The organism is Symbiobacterium sp., assembly GCF_040797425.1.
GTDB lineage: Bacteria > Bacillota > Sulfobacillia > Symbiobacteriales > Symbiobacteriaceae > Symbiobacterium.
The window spans coordinates 14,375-31,870 of the sequence record NZ_JBFNEH010000043.1 but is presented as its reverse complement, the minus strand read 5'-3'; the positions used below and the strand labels follow the sequence as shown (position 1 = coordinate 31,870).

Annotated in this window: 15 protein-coding genes; 5 read left to right on the top strand and 10 right to left on the bottom strand. The window is 68.6% G+C overall.

Annotated features, from left to right (window positions below):
- From AB2385_RS13110 to yunB, 9 genes are all read right to left on the bottom strand, one after another.
- A partial coding sequence (locus tag AB2385_RS13110; RefSeq protein ID WP_367655462.1) for an ATP-binding cassette domain-containing protein occupies window positions 1-203 on the bottom strand: 203 nt, incomplete at its 3' end.
- A gap of 166 nt (window positions 204-369) precedes the next feature.
- Window positions 370-486: an RCKP-type rubredoxin-like domain-containing protein gene (locus tag AB2385_RS13105; protein WP_367655461.1), complete on the bottom strand. Its 117-nt coding sequence runs from the start codon at window positions 484-486 to the stop codon at window positions 370-372.
- Between the two features lie 136 nt (window positions 487-622).
- Entirely contained in the window at window positions 623-1,870 is a 1,248-nt protein-coding gene (locus AB2385_RS13100; protein ID WP_367655460.1) for an MFS transporter, read from the bottom strand.
- A gap of 423 nt (window positions 1,871-2,293) precedes the next feature.
- Window positions 2,294-3,229, bottom strand: coding sequence for a cysteine synthase A (gene cysK, locus AB2385_RS13095; protein WP_367655459.1), 936 nt, complete (start codon window positions 3,227-3,229; stop codon window positions 2,294-2,296).
- Between the two features lie 152 nt (window positions 3,230-3,381).
- On the bottom strand, window positions 3,382-4,329 hold the full coding sequence (locus AB2385_RS13090) for a GNAT family N-acetyltransferase (RefSeq protein WP_367655458.1): 948 nt from the start codon (window positions 4,327-4,329) through the stop codon (window positions 3,382-3,384).
- Between the two features lie 124 nt (window positions 4,330-4,453).
- Window positions 4,454-5,194, bottom strand: coding sequence for a ThiF family adenylyltransferase (locus AB2385_RS13085; protein WP_367655457.1), 741 nt, complete (start codon window positions 5,192-5,194; stop codon window positions 4,454-4,456).
- On the bottom strand, window positions 5,191-5,952 hold the full coding sequence (locus AB2385_RS13080; RefSeq protein WP_367655456.1) for a ThiF family adenylyltransferase: 762 nt from the start codon (window positions 5,950-5,952) through the stop codon (window positions 5,191-5,193). The genes AB2385_RS13085 and AB2385_RS13080 overlap by 4 nt, the downstream gene beginning before the upstream one ends.
- A 106-nt stretch (window positions 5,953-6,058) precedes the next feature.
- A complete protein-coding gene (locus AB2385_RS13075; RefSeq protein WP_367655455.1) occupies window positions 6,059-6,271 on the bottom strand; it encodes a hypothetical protein in 213 nt (70 codons plus the stop codon).
- A gap of 591 nt (window positions 6,272-6,862) precedes the next feature.
- A complete protein-coding gene (yunB, locus tag AB2385_RS13070; protein WP_367655453.1) occupies window positions 6,863-7,606 on the bottom strand; it encodes a sporulation protein YunB in 744 nt (247 codons plus the stop codon).
- Window positions 7,607-7,713: 107 nt separating this feature from the next.
- Between yunB and AB2385_RS13065 the strand changes: the two genes are divergently transcribed.
- Window positions 7,714-7,992, top strand: coding sequence for a hypothetical protein (locus AB2385_RS13065; protein WP_367655451.1), 279 nt, complete (start codon window positions 7,714-7,716; stop codon window positions 7,990-7,992).
- A 71-nt stretch (window positions 7,993-8,063) separates the two neighbouring features.
- On the opposite strand, the gene tyrS is transcribed toward AB2385_RS13065, so the two are convergent.
- Window positions 8,064-9,290, bottom strand: coding sequence for a tyrosine--tRNA ligase (gene tyrS / locus AB2385_RS13060; protein WP_367655450.1), 1,227 nt, complete (start codon window positions 9,288-9,290; stop codon window positions 8,064-8,066).
- Between the two features lie 424 nt (window positions 9,291-9,714).
- On the opposite strand from tyrS, the gene AB2385_RS13055 reads away from it, so the two are divergent.
- The 4 genes from AB2385_RS13055 to AB2385_RS13040 all read left to right on the top strand — a co-directional run bounded on the left by AB2385_RS13055 (window position 9,715) and on the right by AB2385_RS13040 (window position 17,496).
- On the top strand, window positions 9,715-12,534 hold the full coding sequence (locus AB2385_RS13055; RefSeq protein WP_367655449.1) for a PBP1A family penicillin-binding protein: 2,820 nt from the start codon (window positions 9,715-9,717) through the stop codon (window positions 12,532-12,534).
- A 164-nt stretch (window positions 12,535-12,698) separates the two neighbouring features.
- Window positions 12,699-13,946, top strand: coding sequence for an HD domain-containing protein (locus tag AB2385_RS13050; protein WP_367655448.1), 1,248 nt, complete (start codon window positions 12,699-12,701; stop codon window positions 13,944-13,946).
- Between the two features lie 112 nt (window positions 13,947-14,058).
- On the top strand, window positions 14,059-15,090 hold the full coding sequence (locus AB2385_RS13045) for a sugar phosphate nucleotidyltransferase (RefSeq protein WP_367655447.1): 1,032 nt from the start codon (window positions 14,059-14,061) through the stop codon (window positions 15,088-15,090).
- 6 nt (window positions 15,091-15,096) lie between these two features.
- On the top strand, window positions 15,097-17,496 hold the full coding sequence (locus AB2385_RS13040; protein ID WP_367655446.1) for a glycosyltransferase: 2,400 nt from the start codon (window positions 15,097-15,099) through the stop codon (window positions 17,494-17,496).

Sequence of the window (17,496 nt, the reverse complement as noted above, 5' to 3'; positions counted from 1 at the left end):
GCGCCTCCTGTGAGCCGCTGAGCGGCCACAAGAGGCGCCTTTGTCTGCAGCCTGGCCACGATGCGAAGCATCGTGGTTTTCCCGCAACCAGACGGACCCAACAAGGTCAGGAACTCGCCGTCATTGACGGTAGCAGTAAACCCAGGGATTATCGTGACATCCCCAAATCGCTTTACCACATTGTTGAAGCGAATCTGTGCCATCGTGCGCCCCCGTTTACGTAGAGTTCAACTGACTCCGCTAGCAGATTGGACCTCCATTTCTGCGGGTCCTGCCCTCACCGGTGAAAACAGTACGTTATATCCGTCCCAGACTATAAGAACAGAGGCCTGTCACACTGTGACAGGCCTTTGTTGCCATGACCTATTGTTACTTCTTCTGCTCTTCCTTCTTCACGAACGAGCCCTTGGCACCGCACTCGCACTTCTGCGGCTTGCAGCGGCCCTCGCGCTCCCGGCCGCACTGGGTGCAGACGAACACAGCCATGTGTGCCACCTCCTCCACAATTGGTGCTACGTCCTTAGTCTAGCACCACTGGAGACAACTTGCGATGGCACAAAATGTCCAGGCGCAAATCTTCCCTGAGCACCCGGGTGACCTCGGGCCAGATGCAGCACCCGCCCTACCGGCTCTTGGCTGTCCGGACCACCGTACGCTTGCGGGGCAGGGCCCACACCAGGGCTGCAGCCGCAAACGCACCGCCGACGATACTGTAGATGCCGAACACCGACGGGAGGGCGGCCGCCGCGGGGAAAGCCGCGGCGATGAGCAGGCTGGAGCCCAGGCTCTGGAACGAAAGAACGGTGGCCCGCTGCGCAGACGGAATCGCCTGGTTGATGCGGGCAGAAAGCAGCGGATAAACCAGGCCGTCCACGCCCTCGTTCAACACCAGGGCGGCACCGCCGCCGGCGCTCCGCGCGAGGCCGGCGAGCATGATCAGGGCAGCCTGGCCCAGCGGCCCGCATCGCAGCCACAGGCCGGCCCCGTCCTCCCTCAGCCGTTCGGCCACCCACCCGCCTGCGGCCCCGAGCAGTCGTCCTGCGCTGAAAACAACTCCGGCTCCGAACAGGCTGAGCCCCAGCGCAGGCAGGTAGACCTGGGCGAACTGGCTCACCATGGAGGCCACGGCTTCGTACACCCACGCAAAGGCGATCATGGCCAAAAGCTCGGGCTGATCGCGCAGGTAGGCCAGTGCCGCACGGGCATGCGCCCACGGGCTGCGCCGTCCCTCCGCCATCGTGGCCGGCGAGACCGGTTCGGCAACCGCTGTCGGGGACGAGGCAACAGACGCTCCGGCTCCGCTCACCGCACCGGCGGCCGCAGGCCGGTAAGGCGCGGGCTCCCGCATCGTCCAGACCACGGCCGCGGCCAGTAGGGTCGCCGCACCGTGGGCGAGGAACGGCGCCACGGGGTGCCGCTCGGCCAGCCACCCGGCAATGACCGGCGCCACGGCCAGGGTGGCCATTTGAAGGGCAGACGCCCGCGCCAGCGCACGGCGGGCGAAGTCCTCGCCACCCAGCGCCTCTGCCGTCTCATACAACAGGGCCGTGTCCGCACCGGAGAGGAAGGTCACACTGAGGCCGGACAGGCCCAGCAGAAGGCAGGCCGTGAGCGTGTCGGAGATCGCCGCGTAGCTGAGGTACGACGCGGCGCTGAGCACGAGGCCGATGAGCATTGAGCGCCGCCGGCCCAGCAGGTCGGCCACGACGCCCGTGGGCACCTCACCCAGCAGGATGGCCAGGTGAAAGGCAGACTCGGCCCAACCCGGGTTGCCGCCCCGGGAGGCCACGAAGACAAACCAGGTGGTCCAGGTGAACGTCAGACTGGAAAGCACAGTGTATGCATAATAACGCTGCAGGTTTCGTCGCATGATGTTGCTCCTTCCCGTGAAGTGCACGCGAAAAAGGCGTCACCGGACTCGCCGGTGACGCCTCGCCGCGCACAGCGGGAAGGGTGCAGCCGGCCGAGCCCGACCCGAAAAAGGCACAGTACCCCCCGGGACGGTGCTCAGCAGCTGCCCTTGAAGCTCAGGACAAAGGTATGGGCGAAGCCGTTGCGGTTGCGGATGGTCAGCATCGGCTTCGCCCTCCCTTCAGCAATCAGCATAAGTTACACGCCGAATGCTACCACAGCGCTGCGTCTGCGTCAACTCCATGGCGGGGCCCTGCCACTGCGCAGGTCGCTCCCCACACGTGGGGCCCCGCCCCCACGCGCTCAGCCCGCCCCCGCTTGGCGCCCGCACCGCTGCACCCCGCGGAAGCGGCCTTGCGCCTCGACCGCCTTGTGTGCACTCCTAGACCGTCAGGTCCGCCCAGAGGGCGCTGGAGAGGTAGCGCTCGCCGGTGTCGGGCAGCAGGACCACGATCGTCTTCCCGGCGTTCTCGGGCCGGCGGGCCACCTGCAGCGCGGCGAAGGCGGCTGCGCCGGAGGAGATGCCCACGAGCAGGCCCTCCTCCCGGGCCAGGCGGCGGGCCGTCGCGATCGCGTCCTCGCTGGCCACCGGGATCACCTCATCCAGGATCTCGGTGTTCAGGTTCTTGGGGATGAACCCGGCACCGATGCCCTGGATCTTGTGCGGACCGGGCTTGCCGCCGGAGATCACCGGCGACTCGGCGGGCTCGACCGCCACCACCTTGAAGCCGGGCTTGCGGGACTTGATGACCTCGCCAACACCGGTGATCGTCCCGCCGGTGCCGACGCCGCCGACGAAGATGTCCACCTGGCCGTCGGTGTCCTGCCAGATCTCCTCGGCCGTCGTCTTCCGGTGAATCTCCGGGTTGGCCGGGTTCTCGAACTGCTGGGGCATCCAGGCCCCGGGCGTGTTCTCCAGGATCTCCTTCGCCCTGGCGATGGCACCCTTCATGCCCTCAGAGCCCGGCGTCAGGACCAACTCGGCGCCGAAGGCCTTCAGCAGCTTCCGGCGCTCCAGCGACATCGTGTCCGGCATCGTCAGAATGCAGCGGTACCCCTTCGCCGCCGCGACGAAAGCCAGGGCGATCCCCGTGTTGCCGCTGGTCGGCTCGACGATCGTCATGCCGGGCTTCAGAATGCCCTTCTCCTCCGCGTCCTTGATCATCGCGTAGCCGATGCGGTCCTTCACCGACGACGCCGGGTTGAAGGACTCCACCTTGGCCAGCACCGTGGCGACGGCGCCCTCCGTCACCCGCTGCAGCCGTACCAGCGGCGTGCGGCCAATGGTATCCGCAATGCTGTCGTAGATCCGCGCCATCCTGCATCCTCCTCATTTCCACGTTATCCTATCGGATATATCAGGATTACGTTCTCCATTGTATCCATGCTTCAGCCGGGTGTCCAGTACTACAAATTGAAAAATGCAACACGGAGGACGGCATGTGCCGCCCCCCGTGCGCGCTGTCTGCACTACCGCCAGTCGTCGATCACGAACGCGTCCGGGCGGTTGTATCCGGGGCAGTTGGGCGACTGCATGCAAAGCCCGGGAATCAGGGCCCGATAGCCCCGATTCAGCAGCGCCCTGTAGACGGGTTCCCGGGCCATGTTGACGCCGGTCAACACCTGCCCCATCCCGCGCGCCGCCGCCAGGCCCTCGCAGGCATCGATCAACGCCGCGAAGCTGCGGTCGTCCCGCGCCGCGCCGAACTTCACATAGAGCGTGTCGCTCCCCGCCTCGGTGCCGGCGCCGGCATGGCACACGGCAAAGCCCCTGAGGCGGTCGCCGTCCAGCAGCAGAACCGTATCGCCCCAGCCCTGCGCATCCACCACCTCGATCTCCCGGGTGAGGTCGAGGCCAGGCAGGAGCAGGTCGGTCAGGCGGAGGGCCTCGGCCAGGACCCCGGCCCGCTCGGCGGCTGCCAGGCCGCCGTACGTGGCCACGGGTCCGCCAACACCGGCCGGAGGCAGAGTGCGGCCCATCACCAGGTGCAGATACTGCGGGTAGTAGCCGTAGCGTCCGTAGAGCGTGATGTGCTTCGTGTCCCTGGCGAAGGTGAAGATGCCCCGCTGGGTAACCCCCATTTCGGCAAACCGGGCCATGGTCTCGTCCAGCAGCGCCCGGCCGATGCCCCTGTTCCACAGCGACGGGTGAACCGTCAGCGGGCCGAACAGCCCCAGGCTGCCCCAGCGGGAGATGAAGTTGGAACCCACCACCCGACCCTCCGCCTCGGCGACCAGCGCCCACTCGGGGTAGAGCTGGTGTCGGCAGCGCACCACCGCGGCATCGCCGCTGAAGCTGAGGGGATCTTCCAGCCCGTTGAACGTCCCCAGGGACAGGCGGAACACGTGGTCGACTGCGGGAAGGTCTGCGGCGGTCATCTTGCGAACCTGCGCCACATGAGCGTGCGGGTGCGCCATGGTCCTTCCTCCTGGCTTCGTACTGAGGCCAGGTGCTCTGCGCAAGACGCCAGAGCCCCGGTCACACCCGCACAATACCAAAACGCCGCACAGGAAGAATCAACCTTCAGTTCTAGTCCCCGTCCTAGTCCCGGGCGCAGACCGGACAGTCGGGGCGGCGGGTCACGCGGACCTCGCGGAACCTGGCCGTCCAGCCATCGTAGCACATCACCCGGCCGGTGAGCGGCGAGCCGATGCCCACGATCAGCTTCAGCGCCTCCGTGGCCGCCGCCGTGCCGATGACGCCGCCCGCCGCCGACACCACCCGGCCGGCTCCGTCCGCCCCCTCGGGCTGCAGGCCGGCCTGGGCGGCGACCGCAGGGTCGATGCAGCCCAGACAGGGCTCGCCGGGCTGGTAGCTGAAGACGGCACCCTCCGCCTCGTGCACGCCGGCGAAGACGACCGCGGTGCCCGAGCGCAGGGCGGCCTCCTGTATCGCCTTCCAGTCGCCGGCCGTGGCCACCACGATCTGGTGCGCCGGCACCAGCGCCGCCAGGGCGTCGGGATCGGTGGAAACCGTCACCGCCGTGTCGGGGTTGATGCCCAGCAGCTTCGTACGGGCAGACTCCGCCCGGTTCCGGCCGATGTGGGCCCGGATGTGGGCGATGGAGCTCGTGAAATCCGGGAGCGTCACGTTCGCCGGGTCCCACAGGGTCATGCGACCCACCCCGGCAGCGGCGAGGTACAGGGCCGCGGCCGACCCGGCAGCCCCGAGCCCGGCCACCAGCACCACCGACTCCTTGATGCGCACCTGCCCCCGCCCGCCGATCTCGGGCAGGATGATGTGCCGGCTGTAACGCAGCACTTCCTGTTCGGTCAGCGTCATCGGCCCACCCCCCTGCAGAACTGCTCGTAGTCGATGAGCTCGTGGATGGTGGGGTGATCGCCGCAGACCGGACAGTCGGGGTTGCGCCGCACCTGCACCTCCGCCACGTCCATGTCGAGGCCGTTGTACACCAGCAGCCGGCCGACGAGGGTGGCACCCCGGCCGGTGAGCACCTTCAGTGCCTCCATGGCCATCAGGCTGCCAATGAAGCCGGGCAACACGCCGATCACGCCCGCCTCCGCACACGAGGGCACCGCCTCGGGCGGGGGCGGCGAGGGGTAGATACACCGGTAGCAGGGTCCCTGCCCCGGGATGAAAGTGGTCACCTGGCCGTCGAAGCGGAAGATGGAGCCGTGCACCTGCGGACGCCTGGCCAGCACACAGGCGTCGTTGACCAGATAGCGGGTGGCGAAGTTGTCCGAGCAATCGAGGATAAGGTCGTACTGGGAGAAGAGCTCGAGTGCGTTCTCACGGGTGAGGTTGACCGGATGGAGGTCCACGTGGATCTCAGGCCGCAACGCGGAGAGCTTGGAGAGCCCGCTCTCCACCTTGAGACGCCCCACGTCGGCGGCGTCGTGCAGGATCTGGCGCTGCAGGTTCGACAGGTCGACCCGGTCCGCGTCGCACAGGCCGATGCGGCCGACCCCGGCAGCCGTGAGCTCGTACGCGACGGGCGACCCCAGACCGCCGCAGCCGACGACCAGCACGGAGGACCTGGCCAGCCTCTCCTGTTCAGCAGGCGTGAAGTAAGCTTCCATCTGTGCGATACCCCTTCTGTTGCCACCTTTCTCGTCGGATGCGCTTATCTGTCTACGCCATCCCAGTTCAGTCTAGCATCTGGAGAAGTAAACCTCCAGACTGGGTTTACGTAAACCGCCTGCGAATTCGGCCGTTGGCGAAGCGGGACAACAGGCCGAGAACGAGCTGTCGCAGGAAGACCCAGCGCCGCCGGCGGACCGCCCTGCAGCGGGCATGCCAGGCCGCCTCCGCAGCGGGCCGGTGGAGCACGGCGTGCCTGTCGTAGCCGCTGACGCGCTGCTCTACTACCAGGCGCACATGATCGGGATGCAAGTTCATGACGGACACCTCGATCGTAGCGGGCTCCGTCCGGCGGGCAGCCGCCGGACAGGCGCAGCAGGGAATGAGCGCCAGTCGTTGAGACAGCAGGGGGCCACGGGCGCCTTCAGCCCGTGGCCCCCCACCCCCTGCCGCCGCCGGCAGGGGGACGAACATGATGAAGGCCACAGGCAGCCTGCTCGCTGACCTGTGGCCGCTGTTCGGTCAAGGCCGCGCTAACCGAACCGATCGGCAACAGGCCGCGAGACGCGCGTCAAGGTTCCGTGCGACCGAGAGAACGCCTTCCGCATCTCGACGGCCCCCTTTCGGCGAACTGAAATAGACTGGCGATTCCCGGAAGTGAGTATATCCGGGGACAGGCCGTCCTTTCAACGCACAGCCGCCGGAGAGAACCGGCCAACCGGATTTCTACCTGCCCGTCCGGGGCGCCGCGTCCACGCAAGGCCGGGACCCGGCGACGCGGGCCGGCGGTCCCTGGCCGTCCGGCCCCCGCCACACTGGGCCCCGCCGCAGCCGGTGTACCTTCCGAAACCCCCGCCGAGATTCGCCGCATCGCGAACGCTACGCCACCACCCCGACGCCGCCAAGGATCTACCTCCCCGGCAGCGTGACCCCGCCGATCCCCCCGCCGTAGAGCGAGTCGGGCACGGGACCGACGATGACGGTGTCCGAGAGCGGCAGTTCCTGCACCAGGAGGATCTCCTGCGTCGTGAGCGGCAGGATGATCCGCATCGTGGCTGTGGCCTCGAGCCACACCCGGTGCCGCGTCTGGTTGATGCCCTCGCCCCGGAACTCCTGCCGCACCGTGATGGAGACCGACCCCACCGGCACGAGCTGCACCGCGAGCCGGGGGCCCAGGTTGGAGAGGAGCGCCGACCCGGTGAGGGCGCCCAGCGGCAGCCGCACGGGCTTCTCGGCCAGGCGGTTCAGCTCCTCCTGCACGGCGGTCGCCGCCTCGCTGGCCACGCGGTTCACCAGCGGCGTGTTGATGTGGTAAGCGGCGATCCGGCCGTCGGCGTCCTTCTCGTACTCCACCACCTGCGCGCCCGCCAGGGACCGGCTCACCTGGCCCGCCACCACCCGGTTCACGGCAGCGGCCCCCAGCCGCCGGGCCTCCACCTCGGCCACCGCCCGCAGCGGCTGCAGGAGCAGCAGGTCGCCGAGGCGGACCAGCAGGTAGAGCACGGCAGCCGCCAGGATGACGTTGCGCAGCCAGACCCGGCGGATGCGGAACCGGGCCCACAGGCGGCGCAGTCCCCTCCCCGGCCGCACCCGGAAGCGCACCGGACCCCTGCGCAGCGTGCGGCCAGGCCGCATGCGGTCGAAGCGGGACATCGCCCCTCCCCCTTTCCCGGACCGCCTGCCGGGCACCCCCGGCGGCTCCGCCGGCAGGCGCGCCTGTCTCCCCACATACCGAGCCTATGCCGGGCGGCGGGACGAACATGCCTGGGCGGGGAGGCGCAACGAGGGGCCCCGCCCGGCAGAGGTTCAGCCCGACCACGCTGCGCCTGGACGCGGAGGGCAACGTCCTGGCCGGCTACGAGGGCTACAGCCGGGAATCCCCCGACGGGCGGTTCCTGCTGCGGGTGGACGGCATGGGAAGGGAGCGGACGGCGACCCTCCTGGAACTGGCGACGGGCCGGGAGGCCAGCATCCGCTCGCCGGCGGTCCCCAGCTGGACCCCCGACGGGTACCTCATGGTCCTCCAGGCAGACGAATAGGCCGGGGCAACCCTGCCCCGGCCTCACGTATCCTGCGCGCAAACAGGCGGCGTCACCGCCGCCTGCATGCCCTACTCCACCACCACCCGGCCGAACTTCCGCTTGCCCACCTTCAGCACCTGGCCGGCCCGCAGCGTCAGCGCGGCGCGGGGATCGGTGACCCGCTCGCCGTCCACCGTGAAGCCGCCCTGCTCGATCAGCCGCCGCGCCTCGCTCACCGACGGGGCCAGGCCCGTGGTGGCCAGCAGCCGCGCCGCCTGGATGGGCATCTCGGCCGCCTTCACGACCACGTCGGGGATGTCGTCGGGCACCTCGCCCCGGGAGAACTGGGCCACCCAGCGCTCCTCCGCCCGGCGCGCCTCCTCCTCGGTGCCGCCGTAGGTGGTGATGATCGCCCGGCCCAGTTGCTTCTTGAACGTCATCGGGTTCTCGCCGGCCGCCATCGCCGCCTTGATCCGCTCGATCTCCTCCTGCGGCACGTCGGTGAAGTATGTGAAGTACGTGATGATCAGCTTGTCCGGGATCGACATCGTCCGGCCGAACATCTCGTCCGGCGAGTGGTCGAGGCCGATGTAGTTGCCCAGGGACTTCGACATCTTCTCCGTGCCGTCGAGCCCCTCGACGATGGGCGTCATCAGGCAGACCTGGGGCTCCTGGCCCGCGTTCCGCTGCAGGTCACGCCCGGTCAGCAGGTTGAACTTCTGGTCCGTGCCGCCCAGCTCCACGTCGGCCTGCACGGCCACCGAGTCGGTGCCCTGCATCAGCGGATAGAAGAACTCGTGAATGTAGATGGGACGACCTTCCTCGTAACGTTTCTTGAAATCTTCCCGTTCTAACATACGGGCAACGGTGGACTGGGCCGCCAGCTTCGTGACGTCGGCGAAGGTCATGGGCGCCAGCCACTCGCTGTTGCGCCGGATCTCCAGCTTGCTGACGTCCAGCACCCGCGCGGCCTGCTCCAGGTAGCGCTGCGCGTTGCGCGTGGTCTGCTCGTGCGTGAGCTGGGGCCGCGCCTCGTTGCGCCCCGTGGGGTCGCCGATCATCGCCGTGTAGTCGCCGATGATCAGCACGCCCTGGTGGCCGCACTCCACGAAGTCCCGCAGCTTGCGCAGCGGCACCGTGTGGCCGAGGGTGAGGTCCTTGCCCGTGGGGTCGATGCCCAGCTTCACCCGGAGCGGCCTGCCCGTCTTCACGGACCGCTCCAGCTTCTGCCGCAGCTCCTCCTCAGTCACGATGTCAACGACCCCGCGCATCAGGATCTTGAGTTGCTCGTCCACGCTCATGAACCCCATCGCCAACCGTCCTTCCCTTGGGAGCAGGGCGGAAAGCAAAGCGCCCTGCCCCGGTCGTCTTGGCCCAGGGACGACGTGCATCGGCACGCCGCGGTACCACCCTGGTTGACCCCCGGGGAGGGAGCCCACTCTTGCGTTCCGTTAACGGGGAACCACCGTCCCGGTCTATCCATCTAACCAGATGAGCGCCGCACAGGCGCCCCTGGCCGACGGACTCGGCGGGCAGCTCCGGAGTGTACTTCAGCGCCGGGCCCCGGGACTTCGCACCGACCAGCCCCTCTCTGGCGGCGGCGTCGGCACCTACTTCTCTCCGTCATCGCCGATTTGCACCACATTCTAACACAACCCTTCCACCCGTGCAATTCCGGGGCCGCTAAAGGAGTCTCGCCGCGAAGGGCGAATTCCTCTCATTTTGTTGGAGGTGTTTACGTTGCCCAATACCCGACGGCCTGACGGTTCACCACCGGAACGTAAGGCCCCAAAGAAGAAGCGCAAAGGCGTACGCCGCTGGCTCGCCCTGGCCTTCTTCGTCTTCCTGGGCTTGATGATCGGTGGCGCCGGCCTGGCGGGTGCGTACGTATACCAGGCGTACCAGGACCTGCCCACCTTCGAGGCATTTGACCCCTCGCTCACCTCGATCATCTACGACCGCTACGGCAACAAGGTCTATGAGCTGGCGGCCAAGGAGAACCGGGTGCTGGTGGACCTGGAGGACATCCCGGAGGACGTGCGCAACGCCGTGATCGCCGTGGAGGACCGGCGGTTCCGGGAGCACTTCGGCATCGACCCCATCCGGCTGGCGGGCGCCGTCTGGTCGGACATCAAGTACGTCCTGGGGGTGCCGGGGTCCCAGCTGGAGGGCGGCTCCACCATCACCATGCAGCTGGCCCGCAACGCCTTCCTCACCCTCGACCAGACCATGAAGCGCAAGGTCCAGGAGATGCTGATCGCCATCCAGCTGGAGCGGCGCTACACCAAGGATGAGATCCTGGAGCAGTACCTGAACACCGTCGCCTGGGGCGGCCAGGCCTACGGCATCGAAGCCGCCGCCCAGATGTACTTCTCCAAGCACGCCAGCGAGCTCACCCTCTCCGAGGGGGCGCTGCTGGCCGGCATCCTGAAGGGTCCCTCGGAGTACAACCCTTTCACCAACCTGGAGGGCGCCCTGGAGCGGCGGGCGATCGTGCTGGACCTGATGGTGGAGCAGGGCTACCTCGACGCCGCTGAGGCCGAGCGGCTCAAAAAGGAGGTCCCGCAGCTGAAGCGGGCCGAGGTCACCCCCACCTCCGTCACGTTCACCGGCGACTGGTACGTGGACCACGTCATCACGATCCTGACCGACCCCGACGAGGCGGCCAAGTACAACCTGCCCACCTTCACGGCCGATGACCTCTACCAGAAGGGGCTCCGCATCTATACGGCCCTCGACCCGGAGAAGCAGCGCATCGCCGAGGAGAAGCTGTGGGAGATCATGCCCGCCGCCACGGTGGAGTTCAGCGGCAAGGAGGACACCGAGGTCCCGGAGGCTGCGGTGGTGGTCATGGACCACCGGACCGGCGAGGTACTGGCCCTGGTGGGCGGCATGCATCACGACCACATGCTGGGCTTCAACCGGGCGACGCAGGCCCGGCGGGACCCCGGCTCCACGATCAAGCCGGTCGTGGCCTATTTGCCAGCCATCGACCTCCTGGGCTGGGGTCCGGCGACCATCATCGACGACTCGCCGCCCCGCCTGAACGAAGACGGCACCAACGTCTGGCCCGAGAACTACGAGTACAACTACGCGGGCCTGCAGACCATGCGCTGGGTGGTCGAGCAGTCGCGCAACGCCGCGGCGGTGCGCACCCTCGAGGCCGTCACCCCCGCCAAGGGCGTGGAGTACGGCCGCAAGCTGGGCCTGCCGCTCGTCACGCGCGAGGAAGACCCGGCCTATAACGACGAGAACCTGTCCCTCACGCTGGGCGGCCTGACCCGGGGCGTTACCCCCCTCGAGATGACCGCCGCCTTCGGGGTGATCGGCAACCTCGGCCAGAAGGTCGACCCCGTGGTGGTCACCCGCATCGAGAACAAGTACGGCGAGGTGATCTGGGAGGCCAAGCCCGCCGTGGAGCAGGTGGTGGACCGAGCTGCCGCCTGGCTGATGGTCGACGTGCTGAAGGGCGTCATCAAGAACGGCACCCCGGCGTACGAGACCAAGGGTTGGCACGGCTGGCCGGCCGGCGGCAAGACCGGCACCACCGAGGACTGGCACGACGCCTGGTTCATCGGCTTCACGTCTGAGATCGTCGTCGGCGTCTGGACGGGCTACGACAACGACGAGGGCCGCCAGCGGCTTCCGTACGGCGTCAAGAACTGGACGGGCGCAGGGCCGCCCACCCGGATCTGGACGGCGATCATGGACGAGTACTACCAGGAAGCCCCGCCCGACTGGGAGCGGCCGCGGGGCGTGGTCCAGGCGCAGTACTGTGCGATGACCGGCAACCAGCCGTCCATCTGGTGCCCGCAGGACCAGATCAAGACCGACTGGTTCCTGGTGGGTCACGAGCCCCAGCCCGAGACGTGGTTCCAGCAGGTCGAGGTGGTGCAGGTGCCGTTCCTCACCACCAGCGACGGCAAGGAGATCAAGCGGTACCTCCTGTGGCAGGAGGGCTGCGAGGGCACGCCGGAGCGACTCACGCTGATCAAGCGGCCCACCACGTGGGTGAAGCACCCCACCAACCCGAACAACATCTGGCGCTACTGGCCGGCCGACTGGTGGCGGGAGGTGCCCACCGAGTACTGCACGCCGGTGAAGGGCAGCGGGTCCGGACAGGGTTCCGGCAGTGACCAGGGGATGAACCCCGGCAGCAACCAGGGCACCCGTCCGGGCACGAACGCCGGCGGCAACGCCGGAAACAACCCGGGCAGCAGCCCGGGCGGCAACACCGGGACGACCCCCGGCGGCAACTCCGGAACCAACCAGGGCAGCAATCGGGGTACCAACTCCGGCACGAACCCGCGCACCCACACGGGGACCAGTCCCGGCGGCAACACGGGGAACAACGCAGGGCCCACCCCTGGTGGAAGCAGCAGCGGCCCCGGCAGCAACGCCGGGTCCCCTTCCGGCAGCAGCACCGGAGGCAACACCGGCAACGGGTCGCGGAGCAACTACTGGAGTAACATCGGCGGTTACCTGGACGGCAACCCTGGCAGCTCCGGCGGCGATGACGCCGGAAGCAGCGCGGAGGGCGGCGCCGGTACCAACCCATGACGGAGACGAGACCGCAGGGGAACCAGAGCACATCTGGTTCCCCCCTTTCCTTTTCTGTGCCGGGCGACGCCACGCGGTGCACACTACCCCTGGTGGTGACGCTTCCCCGCGCGGCGGCAGGGTTCCCGTCCACGCGGGCAGAAACTTCCGTTCGGGTGATCACCATGCAAGTGCGCGACCCCGTCCACGGGGACATCTTCCTCACCGACACCGAGGCCCGAGTGCTCGACACCCGCGAGATGCAGCGGCTCCGCACCATCAAGCAGCTGGGTACGGCGCACCTGGTCTTCCCGGGGTGCGTCCACACCCGCTTCGACCACAGCCTCGGCGCGCTGCACATGGCCCACCGGATGCTCGAATCCCTGCGCCTCCAGGGCTGCGCCATCGACCCCGAGGAGGCGCAGCTGGTGCGCCTGGCCATGCTGGTGCACGACGTGACCCACATCCCCTACGGCCACACCTTCGAGGACGAACGGCAGATTTTCCCCCGCCACGACGCCGGCCCCCGGCTCGAGTACTTCCTGGGCATCCAGAGCGAGCTGGGCCGGGTGCTGGCCGCCGCGGGCTACCTGGACGGGGTAAAGGCGATCCTGAGCGGCCGCCCGCCGGCGCCCTGGATGGGCCAGGTGGTCTCGTCCACCATCGACGCCGACCTGCTGGACTACCTGCGGCGGGATTCCTTCTTCGCAGGCCTGCGGATGAACTACGACGACCGGGTGCTCTCCTACTTCGTGAAGGAGGACGGCCGGCTGCTCATCAACATGGTGAAGCACGGCCTCGACCGGCCTGACGCCCGCACCGAGATCATCCACCTCCTCCGCATGCGCTACGTGCTCACCGAACGGCTCTACCTCCACCACACGAAGATTGCCGCCGGGGCGATGATCTCCAAGGCGGTGGAGCTGCACGTGCGCCACACCGGCCTAAGGGAGGAGGCGCTGTACGGCCTGGGCGACCAGACCTTCCTCGACCTGCTGGCGCGGCTGCCCGGACCCGGGATCATCCAGCAGCTGGTGGAGGGCGTCATCGACAGACGCCTGTACAAGCGGGCCTACGTGCTGTCGGGCGACACCCTGGGCGACCGGACGGACGAGTTCATCGCCCGTTACGGAGGCCAGTCCGAGGCCCGGGAGGAACTGGAGGAGCAGATCGCCCGGAAGGCCCGGCTGAAGCCCGGTCAGGTGATCGTGTACTGCCCGAGGAGGAGCTACTTCAAGGAGGTGCGGGTGCCCGTCCGCTCCCGCCACGGCATCGGCCCGCTCCTGGAACTGGACCGCTCCGGCGAGGTGGCCGCCATGGCCCGGCAGTACGAGGGGCTCTGGCGGATGTACGTCTTCTGCCCGGCAGAGCGGGTGGACGCGGTGCGCCGCGCCTGCGAGCGCATCTTCGGCTACGAGAGCGAATACCATTAGCAGGAAGGAAACGCTGCTTGCCACCTGCTGCATGCCGTGCTAGAATATCTCAGTGCTAGCACTCACCATGCGCGAGTGCTAACAACTTTATATTGTCCGAGGAGGGAAAGTCATGGCCGTTCGCGCAATCCTGCTCGCTGGTGGGCTGGGCACAAGGCTCCATCCCCTGACGGTTGAGCTGCCGAAACCCATGGTGCCCGTACTCGGCAAGCCCTGGCTCAGTCGGTTGATCGAGCAACTTGTCACGTTCGGGATCACCGACATCACGCTCAGCCTCCGTCACGGCAAGGAGGTCGTCACGAACTACTTCCGTGAGCCGCCGCCCGGCGTGAGGCTTCGCTTCGCGATCGAACCGGAACCGCTGGGCACGGGCGGGGCCATTCGCTTCGCCGCCGGACCCGACCCAGACGATACGCTCCTGATCCTAAACGCTGATATTGTACAGACGTTCGACTTCCAGGGGCTGCTGGACTTCCACCGCAGCCAGGACGCCCAGGTGACCATCGGGTTGGTTGAGGTGGCCGATCCGTCCGCCTATGGCGCTGTTGAACTGGATATGAGCAATCGAGTAACACGATTCGTGGAAAAGCCACGCCCGGGTGAGACGGAGAGCCGGCTGGTCAACGCCGGAGTGTACGTCTTCAACCCGGGCGTTTTGTCATGGATTCCCGAGGGGCGCGCCGTCTCCGTCGAGCGCGAGACCTTCCCGTCCCTGCTGCGGGAGGGCGTGCGGGTATTCGGCCACGCCTGCACGGGGTACTGGAAGGACATCGGCACCAGGGAACGCTATCTGCAGCTGCACCGCGACATCCTGGAGGGCAGATGTCCGATCGCGGTCACAGCGCCGACCCGCGGCCCCGCCCTCTGGCAGGCCGACGACGCCCAGGTCTCCCCCCTGGCCCGGCTGATCCCGCCCGTCTACATCGGTCCGGGCGCGATTATCGAAGAGGGTGCCCTTGTGGGACCCAGGGCCGTGGTGGGCGCCCGCTGCGTCATCAGCAAGGGGGCGCGCGTCAGCGAATCTGTGCTGTGGGACGGTGCGCGCGTGGGCGCGGGCACAACCGTACATCACTCGGTGATCGGATTTGCCACGGGCATCGGCGGGGGCAGCGTCGAGAACGTGCTCCTGGCCGGTTGGAGGTGATGGGCCTTGGGCTTGCGGCTGGCGATCGTGAGTACCTATCCGCCCCGGAAGTGCGGGCTGGCGACCTTCTCCGAGCACCTGCGGGGCGGACTGCTCGCCGCGGGGGCGCAAGAGGTGAACGTGGCGGCGGTGGTCAAGGACGACACGGATCAGGAGCAGCGGCCGGAGACCGTTCTCCTGATTCGCGACAGCGTGGAGATTGACTACCGCCGGGCGGCCCGGTTCCTGAACGAGAACGGCTACGACGCGGTGCTGCTGCAGCACGAGTTCGGCATCTACGGCGGCACCGCCGGCAACATGGTGAACCACCTGCTGGACGGGCTCAAGATCCCCGTCATCGCCACCTTACATACCGTGCTCGCCCAGCCTGAGCCGGAATATCACCGGTCCATGGCGGAGCTGCTGGATCGCATCGACGTGGCGGTGGTGATGGCCCACAGGGGTGCGGAGATCATCCAGCAGGTCCACGGCGTGGACCCTGAGCGCATCGTGTACATCCCCCACGGCGTGCCCGTCCCGCCCAGGGGGTCGGCCGACGAGTGGAAGGCGCGCCTCGGGCTCTCGGGCCGGACCGTGGCCATGACCTTCGGGCTCCTCGGCCCGGGCAAGGGCATCGAAACGGCGCTGGAAGCGATGGCGCTGGCGGTGGAGAGCTGCCCCGATCTCCTCTACCTGGTGGTGGGCGCCACCCACCCGGAGGTGCTGCGCTGGCAGGGCGAGCGCTACCGGCACGGGCTGGAGGCGCGGGTGGCGGAACTGGGGCTCGCCGACCACGTGCGCTTCGTCAACCGCTACCTCGACGAGGCCGAACTGCTGGGGTACCTGCAGGCGGCCGACATCTATCTCACCCCGTATCCCGGCGCCCAGCAGATCAGCAGCGGCACGCTCACCTACGCGCTGGCCATGGGGAAGGCCATCATCTCGACGCCGTACGTGTACGCCACCGAACTCCTGGGCAGCGGCGTCGGTGTGCTGGTGCCCTTCGGCGACGCCGCAGCGATGGGGCAAGCGCTGCGCGAGCTGGCTACAGACCAGGGGCTGCGGAGCAGCCTGTCCGCGGCCGCCCGCGCCCGGGCGAAGGGTTTCACCTGGCCCGAGGTGGGGCAGTCCTACGTCGACCTGGTGACGCGGCTCACCTCCCGGGGGGCACGAGTGCAGTCCGGCCCCGCGACTGCAAGCCATACACCACAGACGGGTGCGGGTGTGGCGCAGAAGGCGCAGGCCGGTTCGCTGGCGGTCCAGGTGCCGCCGACCGGCACGGCCGCGGCCCAGATGCAACCAGTCGGTGCGGCCTCCGTTCGCACGGCGCCCGCGGGCGCGGCCACCCAGAGCGATCCCCTGCCGGCGCCCCGGCTCACGCACCTGCAGCGGCTGACCGACACCACCGGCGTCATCCAGCACGCGGTGGGCCACATCCCCAGCCTGGCCACCGGGTATACCGCCGACGACAACGCCCGGGCCCTGCTGGTCTCGGTCTGGGCGGCCAGGGCGGGGGATGCGACCGCGGCGGGCATGCACGACACCTACCTGGCCTTCCTGGCCTACGCCCAGCAGCCTGACGGCTGGTTCCACAACGCGTTCGGCTACGACCGCCGCCCGCTGGAAGAAGAGCGGTCGGAAGACTGCCACGCGCGCTGCCTCTGGGGGCTGGCGGCGGCGGCCATGCACCTGGCGGGCCGGCCCGCCGCCTGGACGGCTGCCCACGTGTTCGCCCGGGGGCTGGGGGCCTGCGAATCGTTCCAGTCCCTGCGGGGGTGGGCGGGCCTGGCGGTGGCCACGTCGGAGTGGCTGTTGCACCGGCGCGCGGGGGTGCGCCCGGACGGCGGGCCCGACGACGAAGAGGTGCGCACGCTGCTGGTCCGCAGCGCCGAGCGCCTCTCCCGGGCGTGGAAGCAGAACCGCACCCGGGACTGGGCCTGGTTTGAGGAGCGGCTCACCTACGACAACGCCCTCCTCCCCTTCGCCCTCCTGCGGGCGGCGCGGACCCTGGACGCCCCGGGTTACGGGCAGGTCGGCCTGGCGGCCCTGGAGTTCCTGGCCGAGGTCACCTTCCGCGGCGGCGTCTTCTGGCCGATCGGCAACCAGGGCTGGTACGTGAAGGGCGGCCTGCGGGCCGACTTCGACCAGCAGCCGGTGGAGGCGGCCTCGATGGTCCTGGCGTGCCAGGAGGCGGCCTACCTCACCGGCGACCGGTCGTGGCACAACCTGGCCGTGGACGTGGCCCGCTGGTTCACAGGCCGCAACGCGCTGGGGCTGCCGCTGCTGGACCCCGAGACGGGGGGTTGCCATGACGGCCTGAGCGAGCACGGGGTCAACCGGAACCAGGGGGCCGAGTCGACCCTGGCGTGGCTCATCGCGGCGTACGGGCTCAATCGGCCTGCGGCCGCCATTTCGGCTGCGAGGTGA

Bases quoted from the DNA above. Each gene is read 5' to 3' on its own strand.
- yunB (WP_367655453.1), bottom strand. From the start codon at position 7,606: ATGTCCCGCTTCGACCGCATGCGGCCTGGCCGCACGCTGCGCAGGGGT.
- AB2385_RS13080 (WP_367655456.1), bottom strand. From the start codon at position 5,952: ATGGAAGCTTACTTCACGCCTGCTGAACAGGAGAGGCTGGCCAGGTCC.
- AB2385_RS13100 (WP_367655460.1), bottom strand. From the start codon at position 1,870: ATGCGACGAAACCTGCAGCGTTATTATGCATACACTGTGCTTTCCAGT.
- cysK (WP_367655459.1), bottom strand. From the start codon at position 3,229: ATGGCGCGGATCTACGACAGCATTGCGGATACCATTGGCCGCACGCCG.
- AB2385_RS13105 (WP_367655461.1), bottom strand. From the start codon at position 486: ATGGCTGTGTTCGTCTGCACCCAGTGCGGCCGGGAGCGCGAGGGCCGC.
- AB2385_RS13050 (WP_367655448.1), top strand. From the start codon at position 12,699: ATGCAAGTGCGCGACCCCGTCCACGGGGACATCTTCCTCACCGACACC.
- AB2385_RS13045 (WP_367655447.1), top strand. From the start codon at position 14,059: ATGGCCGTTCGCGCAATCCTGCTCGCTGGTGGGCTGGGCACAAGGCTC.
- AB2385_RS13065 (WP_367655451.1), top strand. From the start codon at position 7,714: ATGCCTGGGCGGGGAGGCGCAACGAGGGGCCCCGCCCGGCAGAGGTTC.
- AB2385_RS13085 (WP_367655457.1), bottom strand. From the start codon at position 5,194: ATGACGCTGACCGAACAGGAAGTGCTGCGTTACAGCCGGCACATCATC.
- AB2385_RS13075 (WP_367655455.1), bottom strand. From the start codon at position 6,271: ATGAACTTGCATCCCGATCATGTGCGCCTGGTAGTAGAGCAGCGCGTC.
- AB2385_RS13090 (WP_367655458.1), bottom strand. From the start codon at position 4,329: ATGGCGCACCCGCACGCTCATGTGGCGCAGGTTCGCAAGATGACCGCC.